This is a genomic window from Escherichia sp. WS1451, assembly GCF_046487365.1.
Classification (GTDB): Bacteria; Pseudomonadota; Gammaproteobacteria; order Enterobacterales; family Enterobacteriaceae; genus Escherichia; species Escherichia coli.
Genome location: NZ_JBJQJP010000007.1, coordinates 42,717 through 53,724 on the forward strand (window position 1 = coordinate 42,717; position 11,008 = coordinate 53,724).

Below are 11,008 nucleotides of genomic sequence, written 5' to 3' on the forward strand. Positions count from 1 at the left end.
TTGTATTTTGAAATCGAAAACAAACGACAGGATATGAAAATGTACGTGGTATCGACAAAGCAGATGCTGAACAACGCGCAGCGCGGCGGTTATGCGGTTCCGGCATTCAATATTCACAATCTCGAAACGATGCAAGTGGTGGTGGAAACTGCTGCCAGCATGCATGCGCCGGTCATCATCGCCGGAACGCCCGGCACATTTACTCATGCCGGTACAGAAAATCTGATGGCGCTGGTCAGCGCGATGGCGAAGCAATATCACCATCCACTGGCGATTCATCTCGACCATCACACGAAATTTGACGATATCGCTCAGAAGGTTCGTTCTGGCGTGCGCTCAGTCATGATTGACGCCTCGCATTTGCCTTTTGCGCAAAATATTTCACGGGTCAAAGAGGTGGTGGATTTTTGCCATCGCTTTGATGTCAGCGTCGAAGCGGAGCTGGGGCAACTTGGCGGCCAGGAAGATGATGTGCAAGTCAATGAAGCCGATGCGTTGTACACCAACCCCGTTCAGGCGCGTGAATTTGCCGAGGCAACCGGGATTGATTCCCTGGCGGTCGCCATCGGCACGGCTCACGGTATGTATGCCAGCGCACCGGCGCTTGATTTTTCTCGACTGGAGAACATTCGCCAGTGGGTGAACTTACCGCTGGTGCTGCATGGTGCGTCAGGATTATCGACTAAGGATATTCAGCAAACCATCAAACTGGGGATATGCAAAATCAACGTTGCAACGGAGCTGAAAAATGCCTTCTCGCAGGCGTTAAAAAATTACCTGACCGAGCACCCCGAAGCGACCGATCCCCGGGATTATTTGCAGTCGGCTAAATTCGCAATGCGCGATGTGGTGAGCAAAGTGATTGCCGATTGTGGCTGCGAGGGCAGGGCATAACGCACCTGCCATTTAACAAGGAAAAAATATGAAAACGTTAATTGCCCGGCATAAAGCTGGTGAACATATCGGCATATGTTCAGTCTGTTCTGCCCATCCGTTGGTTATCGAAGCGGCGCTGGCATTTGATCGCAACAGCACGCGCAAAGTGCTGATTGAAGCAACGTCAAACCAGGTCAATCAATTTGGCGGTTATACCGGAATGACACCGGCAGACTTTCGCGAATTTGTTTTTGCGATTGCCAATAAAGTTGGGTTTGCACGCGAACGCATTATTCTCGGCGGCGATCATCTGGGGCCAAACTGCTGGCAGCAAGAAAATGCGGATGCGGCGATGGAAAAATCCGTCGAGCTGGTAAAGGCATATGTTCGTGCCGGCTTCAGTAAAATTCATCTTGATGCGTCAATGTCCTGCGCGGGGGATCCTATACCGTTAGCCCCAGAAACGGTTGCTGAACGAGCTGCTGTGCTTTGTCTGGCGGCGGAAAGTGTGGCGACAGATTGCCAGCGTGAGCAACTGAGCTATGTCATTGGCACCGAAGTTCCGGTTCCGGGTGGTGAGGCCAGCGCCATTCAGTCAGTACACATCACCCAGGTTGAAGATGCCGCCAATACTTTACGCACGCATCAAAAGGCCTTTATTGCCCGTGGTCTGGCAGAGGCGTTAACACGCGTGATTGCCATCGTGGTGCAGCCTGGTGTGGAATTTGACCATAGCAATATTATTCATTATCAGGCGCAAGAAGCTCAGGCGCTGGCGCAATGGATAGAAAAAACCAAAATGGTTTATGAAGCGCATTCCACCGATTACCAGACTCAGGCGGCCTATCGGGAATTAGTCCGCGATCACTTTGCAATATTGAAAGTCGGTCCCGCATTAACCTTTGCTTTACGTGAGGCGGTATTTGCGCTGGCACAAATTGAGCAGGAACTTATCGCCCCCGAAAATCGCAGCGGTTGCCTGGCGGTAATTGAAGAAGTAATGCTCGACGAACCGCAGTACTGGAAGAAATATTATCGCACGGGTTTTCACGATTCATTACTGGATATTCGTTACAGCCTGTCGGATCGTATTCGTTATTACTGGCCGCATAGCCGGATTAAAAATAGCGTCGAAACGATGATGGTGAATCTGGAAGGCGTGGACATCCCACTGGGCATGATTAGTCAGTATCTTCCCAAACAATTTGAACGCATTCAGTCCGGGGAATTATCAGCAATACCGCATCAGCTTATTATGGATAAAATTTATGATGTTTTGCGCGCCTATCGCTACGGCTGTGCGGAATAAGGACGGTATATGACTAACCTGTTTGTTCGTAGCGGAATTTCTTTTGTCGATCGTAGCGAAGTTTTAACCCATATCGGTAATGAGATGCTCGCGAAAGGTGTGGTTCATGATACCTGGCCACAGGCATTAATTGCCAGAGAAGCAGAATTCCCTACCGGGATAATGCTTGAGCAGCACGCCATTGCAATACCGCATTGTGAGGCGATTCATGCTAAGTCGTCAGCCATTTATCTGTTAAGGCCAACAAATAAAGTTCATTTTCAGCAAGCGGATGATGATAACGACGTGGCGGTATCGTTGGTTATTGCGTTGATTGTGGAAAATCCGCAGCAGCAATTGAAACTTTTACGCTGTTTATTTGGCAAGTTACAACAGCCCTATATCGTCGAGACACTAATCACTCTTCCTGAAACCCAGTTAAAGGAATACTTCACAAAGTATGTTTTAGATTCAGACGAATAAATCCCTCTGTAACAATGAAAAGGACTATTTATGAAACGCAAAATTATTGTCGCTTGCGGAGGTGCGGTTGCGACCTCTACGATGGCGGCGGAAGAAATTAAAGAGTTGTGTCAGAGTCATAATATTCCGGTTGAATTAATCCAGTGTCGGGTTAATGAAATAGAAACCTATATGGATGGCGTGCATTTGATATGCACCACTGCCAGGGTGGATCGTAGTTTTGGCAATATTCCGTTAGTTCACGGCATGCCTTTTGTTTCTGGTGTCGGTATCGAAGCATTACAAAATAAAATTCTGACTATCTTACAGGGGTGACCTATGTTTTCAGAAGTCATGCGTTATATTCTCGACCTCGGCCCTACGGTGATGCTGCCGATTGTCATCATTATTTTTTCTAAAATATTAGGCATGAAGGCAGGCGATTGCTTTAAAGCGGGTCTGCATATCGGGATTGGCTTTGTTGGCATTGGCCTTGTGATTGGCTTAATGCTGGATTCCATTGGTCCGGCGGCGAAAGCGATGGCGGAAAATTTCGACCTGAATCTGCATGTGGTCGATGTCGGCTGGCCGGGCTCTTCACCCATGACCTGGGCGTCGCAAATTGCGCTGGTGGCGATTCCGATTGCGATTCTGGTTAACGTGGCGATGTTACTGACCCGTATGACGCGGGTGGTAAATGTTGATATCTGGAATATCTGGCATATGACCTTCACCGGCGCGTTGCTGCATCTGGCAACCGGTTCATGGATGATAGGGATGGCGGGTGTGGTAATTCACGCGGCGTTTGTTTATAAGCTCGGCGACTGGTTTGCCCGCGATACCCGAAATTTCTTTGAGCTGGAAGGCATTGCTATTCCGCACGGTACGTCGGCGTATATGGGGCCGATTGCGGTGCTGGTCGATGCTATCATCGAGAAAATCCCAGGCGTTAACCGAATTAAATTTAGCGCCGATGATATTCAGCGCAAATTTGGCCCTTTTGGCGAACCGGTCACCGTGGGTTTTGTGATGGGGCTGATTATCGGCATCCTTGCGGGTTACGATGTCAAAGGTGTATTGCAGCTGGCGGTAAAAACGGCGGCAGTTATGCTGCTGATGCCACGGGTGATTAAACCTATCATGGATGGTTTAACGCCCATCGCTAAGCAGGCCCGTAGTCGTTTACAGGCGAAGTTCGGCGGTCAGGAGTTCCTGATTGGCCTTGATCCGGCGTTGTTGCTGGGGCATACGGCGGTGGTATCGGCAAGCCTGATTTTTATCCCTCTCACCATTTTAATTGCTGTTTGTGTTCCGGGTAATCAGGTGCTGCCGTTTGGCGATCTTGCAACTATCGGCTTCTTCGTGGCGATGGCGGTCGCGGTGCATCGTGGAAATCTGTTCCGCACCTTAATCTCGGGTGTCATCATTATGAGCATCACCCTGTGGATCGCGACGCAAACTATTGGTTTGCACACCCAACTGGCGGCTAATGCTGGGGCGTTAAAAGCCGGGGGTATGGTGGCTTCAATGGATCAGGGCGGTTCTCCTATTACCTGGTTACTGATTCAGGTTTTCTCCCCGCAAAATATTCCCGGTTTCATTATTATCGGCGTCATTTATCTCACCGGTATTTTCATGACCTGGCGTAGAGCGCGCGGCTTTACCAAACAAGAGAAAGCCGTTCTCGCAGAATAATTTTTACCTGAGGGGGAGAATATCCCCCTTAACCAATCAGGAGTTTTTATGAAATCAGTGGTGAATGATACTGATGGTATCGTGCGCGTTGAAGAACGAGTCATTCCTGAAATTAATCATCAGGATGAGGTGCGGGTAAAAATTGCCAGCTCGGGCGTATGTGGTTCCGATTTACCCAGGATATTTAAAAATGGTGCACATTATTATCCAATAACGTTAGGCCATGAATTTAGCGGCTATATTGATGCGGTGGGATCCGGTGTTGATGATTTACATCCTGGCGATGCGGTTGCCTGTGTGCCGTTATTACCCTGTTTTACTTGTCCAGAGTGTCTGAAAGGGTTTTATTCCCAGTGCGCAAAATATGATTTTATTGGCTCACGGCGTGATGGTGGGTTTGCCGAATATATTGTCGTTAAGCGGAAAAATGTCTTTGCTCTACCTGCGGATATGCCTATTGAGGAAGGGGCTTTTATTGAACCGATTACCGTTGGCCTGCATGCTTTTCATTTAGCGCAAGGTTGTGAGAATAAAAACGTTATTATTATTGGTGCCGGAACCATTGGCCTGCTGGCCATTCAGTGCGCTGTCGCGCTGGGAGCAAAGAGTGTGACGGCTATCGACATTAGCTCAGAAAAACTGGCACTGGCAAAATCTTTCGGTGCGATGCAAACATTTAACAGCCTTGAAATGAGCGCGCCGCAAATGCAGGGCGTTTTACGCGAGCTGCGCTTTAATCAGCTTATCCTCGAGACGGCTGGCGTCCCGCAAACCGTCGAACTGGCGGTAGAGATTGCCGGGCCTCATGCCCAGCTGGCGCTGGTGGGCACGTTGCATCAGGATCTGCATTTAACATCGGCAACGTTTGGCAAAATATTGCGTAAAGAGCTGACGGTTATCGGCAGTTGGATGAACTACTCCAGCCCTTGGCCGGGGCAGGAGTGGGAAACGGCGAGCCGGTTGCTGACAGAACGTAAGTTAAGCCTGGAGCCATTAATCGCTCACCGTGGAAGCTTTGAAAGCTTCGCCCAGGCGGTGCGTGACATCGCTCGTAATGCTATGCCGGGCAAAGTGTTGCTCATTCCCTGAAACCGCGGGCCAGCGTGATGCTGGCCCGGTATTGTGCAAAACAGATCATTCACCAATGGTCCCCCTTCGTTTACACTAGCCACAATTGAATATGGGTAAATGACGATGAATTCATTCGAGCGAAGGAATAAGATCATCCAATTAGTGAATGAACAGGGAACCGTGCTTGTTCAGGATCTGGCGGGAGTATTTGCTGCCTCGGAAGCGACAATCCGTGCCGATTTGCGCTTTCTCGAACAAAAAGGCGTGGTTACGCGCTTTCATGGCGGTGCGGCGAAAATAATGTCCGGTAATAGTGAAACCGAGACCCAGGAAGTCGGGTTTAAAGAGCGATTTCAGCTCGCCAGCGCGCCAAAAAACAGAATAGCGCAGGCGGCAGTCAAAATGATCCACGAAGGGATGACCGTTATTCTCGACAGCGGAAGTACGACAATGCTTATCGCCGAAGGATTAATGACCGCCAAAAATATCACGGTGATTACCAACAGTCTCCCGGCAGCATTTGCCCTTTCCGAAAATAAAGACATTACTCTGGTCGTCTGCGGTGGCACGGTCCGCCATAAAACGCGCTCGATGCATGGCTCCATTGCTGAGCGTTCATTGCAGGATATTAATGCCGATTTAATGTTTGTCGGTGCTGATGGTATTGATGCGGTTAATGGTATTACGACCTTTAATGAAGGCTATTCGATTAGCGGGGCGATGGTCACAGCCGCAAATAAAGTGATTGCCGTTCTCGATTCATCGAAATTTAATCGTCGCGGTTTTAATCAGGTACTGCCAATCGAAAAAATTGACATTATTATTACCGACGATGCTGTGTCAGAGGTGGATAAACTGGCATTGCAGAAGACACGAGTGAAATTAATTACGGTGTAGTATTGTTCTGTATGCCGGATAAGTTGTTTACACCGCATCCGGCATTACGGATTTTCCCTGGTTCAAGAGAGAATAGTTTGATTAACGCAATAATGGACAATCCGGTGGTAATCGACAACGCAACGCCGCCGGAAGTATTTCAATATGAAAGTTTTGTCCGCTCAACGGTTCGCCATCAAGATTAAAAGTGATTTCGTGTGGGGCTTGTATATCAAACCACGACGAAGCGCCTTCGATAATATTCGGGTTATCTTCGTCAGATTTTAAGGTTGATACGAGAGCCGGAAGAATTTCATCGCCGGTAAAAATGCGCAGTTGCAGCAAGCCATCGTTAATTAACGCGTTCGGGCACAATTGCTGACCGCCACCGGCCTGACGCCCGTTACCAATACCAATGACCAGGGCGTCACCTTGCCAGTGAAAGTTTTCACCGCGGATTTCACAACGGTCCGGTTGCAGAGTATCCATGCGCATTAAGCCATGAATGATGTAAGAGACGCCACCCAGCGCGGCTTTTAATTTTTCCGGCGTTTCTGTGGTAATACGCGTCCCAAATCCGCCTGTCGCCATATTAATAAAACAGGTTTGTTTGTTGACCTGCGCTATATCTATCGCAATGGCGTTACCGGCAATTGCCAGTTTCAGCGCCTTATCCAGTGCCTCAGGAATCCCTACACTGGTGGCAAAATCATTGGCGGTTCCTAATGGCAAAATTCCCAGCGCGGGTATGTCATCCCCCTCACACTGAATCAACGCCGTAGAAACTTCATTAATGGTGCCATCGCCACCACCGGCAATCACCGTTGCGACGCCCAACTTCCGGGCCTCCTCTACATATCGTGCGGCATCGCCTTTCTCCCAGGTGACCCGCACATGGATCGTCATTCCTTCCTCACGCAACAGCATAATTGCTTCGCGCAGGGGTAGATTGTCAGTACTTTTGCCATTAAGAATCAGTAAGCTGGCGGGAAATTCTGCCATGATCGTATGTGCCTTTATGATTGGTCTGTAGATAGTGTAGAGCAGAAAAGAAAAGGTAGAGTCAGAACAGGATGAAAGTCGGAGGATAAAAAGTCAGTTCAAGTATGGAAGATTCAGTGGTTACCACCAGGAGCTTGCAATGGGGACAGCGAATACTAACGGCAGCCACCGATAAATTTCAAAAAAGAGCATATACCTAATATTCAACTAAACAGTGGCATCTTCAATATACTATTAAAAATATATTAACCCCCCCATGGGGTTACCCGGAAGGGCATCCGTGTCTGTAATTCCTACTTATGTAGGAAATGTTGTACAGAACATTTATTATAATCCTATTCAAATATAATAATCATGCCATTATTATATTTAAACACCAGAGCGTGTCGTTGGTATTTAATGGGGGAAGGTAAGATGAAAAAGATAGCTGCTATATCATTAATTAGTGTTTTTCTTATGTCTGGTTGTGCTGTGCATAATGATGAGACAAGTATCGGTAAATTTGGCCTTGCATATAAAAGTAATATTCAGCGTAAACTCGATAACCAATACTACACCGAAGCCGAAGCTTCTTTAGCCAGGGGCAGAATTTCTGGTGCAGAAAATATAGTAAAAAATGATGCAGCTCATTTCTGTGTTACTCAGGGAAAAAAAATGCAGATAGTTGACCTGAAGACAGAAGGTGCAGGATTACATGGCGTCGCTCGTCTGACATTCAAATGTGGAGAGTGAGAATATTTTTTGGTAAGCGTCAAACATGCGCGTTCTGGCTGTGCGTAGCCGGAACCTGTGGGAGCACGATGCCGATAAGTGAAAGGCATCGTGCTATGAAGGAGGATTCTATCGATGTGGTCAATGGAAGACGGTTACCAGAGATAGGGCTTATGCATAAAAAATAAGCCCGTGTAAGGGAGATTACACAGGCTAAGGAGGTGGTTCCTGGTACAGCTAGCATTTTATGGGTTATGTTTTTCAGCGAAACGGATGATAACCTTAATAAATGCAGCTGTATGTGATCGGTTTCTAAGAATTTTCCATCCGGGAAAAATAATCGAAATTAATCACTTACCGTGGGGGTTACGCGTGGTTTCCCCGGAGAAATTACGCATCAGCAGCGCGTAATTTAGCTCAAGATCCTGCGGCACCGGGATCCACACAGTATAACCATCGCCCGGTGCGACCGGCATAGCTTCACCTTTGGCGTTTTCCATATGCTCAAGGGTAAAGTTAATGTTCCCTTGCGGCGTCATCAGCTCAAGGCTGTCGCCAACGGAGAATTTATTTTTCACCGCTACCGCCGCGAGGTCGCCCTTGCGCTCACCGGTAAACTCACCAACAAACTGCTGGCGGTCAGAAACTGAATAACCGTATTCGTAGTTCTGATAATCGTCGTGAGTATGACGACGCAGGAAACCTTCGGTATAGCCACGATGCGCCAGACCTTCCAGAGTTTCCAGCAGGCTGGTATCGAATGGTTTTCCCGCAGCTGCGTCATCGATAGCTTTACGGTAAACCTGCGCGGTGCGTGCGCAATAGTAGAAAGATTTTGTACGACCTTCGATTTTCAGCGAATGCACGCCCATTTTGGTCAGGCGTTCAACGTGGGCGATAGCGCGCAGATCTTTCGAGTTCATGATGTAAGTGCCGTGCTCATCTTCAAACGCAGTCATATACTCGCCCGGACGCTGAGCTTCTTCGATCATAAACACTTTGTCGGTTGGCGCGCCGATGCCCAGCGTCGGCTCAACATTTTGCACCGGAATCGGCTCGTACTTGTGCACGATGTTGCCAACGTCATCTTCTTTCCCTTCCTGGACGTTGTACTCCCAGCGGCAGGCGTTGGTGCAGGTGCCCTGGTTCGGGTCGCGCTTGTTGATATAGCCAGAGAGCAGGCAGCGACCGGAGTAGGCCATGCACAGCGCACCGTGAACGAAGATCTCGATCTCCATATCCGGCACCTGATTACGGATCTCTTCAATCTCTTCCAGCGACAGCTCGCGAGAGAGGATCACGCGGGTCAGTCCCATTTGCTGCCAGAATTTCACCGTCGCCCAGTTCACGGCGTTAGCCTGCACCGAGAGGTGGATCGGCATTTCAGGGAAGTGCTCGCGCACCAGCATAATCAGCCCTGGATCGGACATAATCAGCGCATCCGGCCCCATCTCCACCACCGGTTTCAGGTCACGGATAAAGGTTTTCAGCTTGGCGTTGTGCGGTGCAATGTTGACCACGACATAAAACTTTTTCCCCAGCGCGTGGGCTTCATTGATGCCGAGCTGAAGATTTTCGTGGTTGAATTCGTTGTTGCGCACACGCAGGGAGTAACGTGGCTGGCCCGCATAAACAGCATCTGCGCCATAAGCGAAAGCGTAACGCATATTTTTCAGCGTTCCCGCCGGGGAAAGGAGTTCCGGTTTAAACATAATTCTCTCGTTCTGATGACAGGTCAGATCCGCTTCACCTGATGAAGCGGTTAGGGGAGTGCCCCCACTTTAAGGGCGGGCATTGTAGCGCAATCGGCGGGTTTAGCTCCAGTGTAAATGTCTGGAGGCGTCCTGGTTTTGGTTAAGGATACGAATGACGATAATTTCCTCTGGCGATTGCAGGAAATAAATTACGTGGCGTTCAAAAGGAAGAACAAAAATACCTTCGCCTAATTCAGGTCTGGGCGTACCTATATTATTGTTACTCAGAATCTGGAGAACGTCTGAAAGATGTTCCACATATCTGTCGGCTTGTGGTTCGCCGAAATGGTGATAGCTGTAATACCAGATGCCTTCTAAATCCTCATTGGCTTTTGGCATGAGTTTTATAGTACGCACATTATTTCCTTATCCCTGCTTTCACCTTCCGTAAAAACGCGTCCTTTTCCCACGGCTGAGCTTCACCACTACTCAACCCTTCAGCGAGCATGTCACGTAACGCTTGCAGGCGAGACTCTGCTTGCTTTTCTCGAAGTAAGCGCAGCGACTCACGGATCACTTCGCTTTGGGTGCGATAGTCGCCGGATTCAATTAAGGACTCGATAAATTCACGCAACTCATCGCCGAGATCAACCGTCATCGTTCTGGCCATTTTACACCCGCCTGTAAGTAAAAATCTTACATCAGTGTATTTCATAAACCGGATAGCGTCACGAAAGTATTAGAAGATATTTTGGCATATGAACATGTTCAGGAAGATAAGTATGGGATGGTAAACAAAGAAAGCATAACGAGTGCTCGTCAGTGCCCACTATTTTAATGGCGGAGGTTAATCTTAATTATCAATAACTAAGAGTTGTTTTGATATAAAGCCGGACGCCAACAACCCACGCCCGGCATCGTAATTACGTATTGTCTTTTACCGTCTGGCTTGTGCCATTGGCTTTAACGGAGGCAATTCCGGTTTCACGAGATTGCGCGGTGGCGTACATCTGGCTGGAGCCGATAATTTGATGATTGGCGGCTTTCAGATTGAAATAGAATTTGCCGTTGCTTGCCGTTTTTTTCTCATAGCGTTCTTCTTGCGGGCTGTTGCTACGTACCGACGCGATGCCCTTTTCCGCAGAGGCTTTTGAGGTATACAGCTCGCTGGTGAGGATAGTCTCACCATTGCCCGCTTTTAGCACAAACCGGAATTGATTATCACTGCTCTTACTGAGTTCAAACCAACCAGCCATAATGACTCCTTGATTGAAATTGCGTATCGAAAACAGCATCTAAAAGGACTGTTTGCCGATTAAAGTATGAGCGATTT

General features: G+C 48.4%; 13 protein-coding genes. 8 read left to right on the forward strand and 5 right to left on the reverse strand.

The window, feature by feature from the left end:
* Positions 1-39: 39 nt before the first annotated feature.
* The 7 genes from gatY (at position 40) to ACJHX7_RS11200 (ending at position 6,289) form a co-directional block, all read left to right on the forward strand.
* Entirely contained in the window at positions 40-894 is an 855-nt protein-coding gene (gene gatY, locus ACJHX7_RS11170) for a tagatose-bisphosphate aldolase subunit GatY (RefSeq protein WP_000289803.1), read from the forward strand.
* 28 nt (positions 895-922) lie between these two features.
* Complete coding sequence (gatZ, locus tag ACJHX7_RS11175; RefSeq protein WP_000853855.1) at positions 923-2,185, forward strand: tagatose-bisphosphate aldolase subunit GatZ; 1,263 nt, start codon at positions 923-925, stop codon at positions 2,183-2,185.
* Between the two features lie 9 nt (positions 2,186-2,194).
* The gene (gene gatA / locus ACJHX7_RS11180) at positions 2,195-2,647 is read left to right on the forward strand and encodes a PTS galactitol transporter subunit IIA (RefSeq protein WP_000182901.1); all 453 of its coding nucleotides are present in this window, start codon (positions 2,195-2,197) and stop codon (positions 2,645-2,647) included.
* Between the two features lie 30 nt (positions 2,648-2,677).
* Positions 2,678-2,962: a PTS galactitol transporter subunit IIB gene (gene gatB / locus ACJHX7_RS11185; protein ID WP_000823289.1), complete on the forward strand. Its 285-nt coding sequence runs from the start codon at positions 2,678-2,680 to the stop codon at positions 2,960-2,962.
* A 3-nt stretch (positions 2,963-2,965) separates the two neighbouring features.
* Positions 2,966-4,321 carry a PTS galactitol transporter subunit IIC gene (locus ACJHX7_RS11190; RefSeq protein ID WP_022645856.1) on the forward strand — a complete coding sequence of 452 codons (1,356 nt, stop codon included), beginning with the start codon at positions 2,966-2,968 and terminating at the stop codon, positions 4,319-4,321.
* 48 nt (positions 4,322-4,369) lie between these two features.
* On the forward strand, positions 4,370-5,410 hold the full coding sequence (gene gatD / locus ACJHX7_RS11195; protein ID WP_022645855.1) for a galactitol-1-phosphate 5-dehydrogenase: 1,041 nt from the start codon (positions 4,370-4,372) through the stop codon (positions 5,408-5,410).
* Positions 5,411-5,515: 105 nt separating this feature from the next.
* Positions 5,516-6,289, forward strand: coding sequence for a DeoR/GlpR family DNA-binding transcription regulator (locus ACJHX7_RS11200; protein ID WP_001295426.1), 774 nt, complete (start codon positions 5,516-5,518; stop codon positions 6,287-6,289).
* A gap of 81 nt (positions 6,290-6,370) precedes the next feature.
* Here ACJHX7_RS11200 and yegS read toward each other — a convergent pair whose 3' ends face one another.
* Entirely contained in the window at positions 6,371-7,270 is a 900-nt protein-coding gene (yegS, locus tag ACJHX7_RS11205; RefSeq protein WP_000807358.1) for a lipid kinase YegS, read from the reverse strand.
* A 414-nt stretch (positions 7,271-7,684) separates the two neighbouring features.
* Between yegS and yegR the strand changes: the two genes are divergently transcribed.
* Positions 7,685-8,002, forward strand: coding sequence for a protein YegR (yegR, locus tag ACJHX7_RS11210; protein WP_001303579.1), 318 nt, complete (start codon positions 7,685-7,687; stop codon positions 8,000-8,002).
* 329 nt (positions 8,003-8,331) lie between these two features.
* On the opposite strand, the gene yegQ is transcribed toward yegR, so the two are convergent.
* From yegQ to ACJHX7_RS11230, 4 genes are all read right to left on the reverse strand, one after another.
* Positions 8,332-9,693 (reverse strand): tRNA 5-hydroxyuridine modification protein YegQ, encoded by a 1,362-nt coding sequence (gene yegQ / locus ACJHX7_RS11215; RefSeq protein ID WP_000476012.1) that lies wholly within the window; start codon positions 9,691-9,693, stop codon positions 8,332-8,334.
* 102 nt (positions 9,694-9,795) lie between these two features.
* Positions 9,796-10,092 carry a type II toxin-antitoxin system RelE/ParE family toxin gene (locus ACJHX7_RS11220; protein WP_001259171.1) on the reverse strand — a complete coding sequence of 99 codons (297 nt, stop codon included), beginning with the start codon at positions 10,090-10,092 and terminating at the stop codon, positions 9,796-9,798.
* A gap of 1 nt (position 10,093) precedes the next feature.
* On the reverse strand, positions 10,094-10,390 hold the full coding sequence (locus ACJHX7_RS11225) for a type II toxin-antitoxin system ParD family antitoxin (RefSeq protein WP_001329834.1): 297 nt from the start codon (positions 10,388-10,390) through the stop codon (positions 10,094-10,096).
* 208 nt (positions 10,391-10,598) lie between these two features.
* Complete coding sequence (locus ACJHX7_RS11230; RefSeq protein WP_000929408.1) at positions 10,599-10,931, reverse strand: YegP family protein; 333 nt, start codon at positions 10,929-10,931, stop codon at positions 10,599-10,601.
* Positions 10,932-11,008: the final 77 nt, after the last annotated feature.

Coding starts and splice junctions, on each gene's coding strand:
- gatY (WP_000289803.1), top strand. CDS start 40: ATGTACGTGGTATCGACAAAGCAGATGCTGAACAACGCGCAGCGCGGC.
- gatZ (WP_000853855.1), top strand. CDS start 923: ATGAAAACGTTAATTGCCCGGCATAAAGCTGGTGAACATATCGGCATA.
- gatA (WP_000182901.1), top strand. CDS start 2,195: ATGACTAACCTGTTTGTTCGTAGCGGAATTTCTTTTGTCGATCGTAGC.
- gatB (WP_000823289.1), top strand. CDS start 2,678: ATGAAACGCAAAATTATTGTCGCTTGCGGAGGTGCGGTTGCGACCTCT.
- ACJHX7_RS11190 (WP_022645856.1), top strand. CDS start 2,966: ATGTTTTCAGAAGTCATGCGTTATATTCTCGACCTCGGCCCTACGGTG.
- gatD (WP_022645855.1), top strand. CDS start 4,370: ATGAAATCAGTGGTGAATGATACTGATGGTATCGTGCGCGTTGAAGAA.
- ACJHX7_RS11200 (WP_001295426.1), top strand. CDS start 5,516: ATGAATTCATTCGAGCGAAGGAATAAGATCATCCAATTAGTGAATGAA.
- yegS (WP_000807358.1), bottom strand. CDS start 7,270: ATGGCAGAATTTCCCGCCAGCTTACTGATTCTTAATGGCAAAAGTACT.
- yegR (WP_001303579.1), top strand. CDS start 7,685: ATGAAAAAGATAGCTGCTATATCATTAATTAGTGTTTTTCTTATGTCT.
- yegQ (WP_000476012.1), bottom strand. CDS start 9,693: ATGTTTAAACCGGAACTCCTTTCCCCGGCGGGAACGCTGAAAAATATG.
- ACJHX7_RS11225 (WP_001329834.1), bottom strand. CDS start 10,390: ATGAAATACACTGATGTAAGATTTTTACTTACAGGCGGGTGTAAAATG.
- ACJHX7_RS11230 (WP_000929408.1), bottom strand. CDS start 10,931: ATGGCTGGTTGGTTTGAACTCAGTAAGAGCAGTGATAATCAATTCCGG.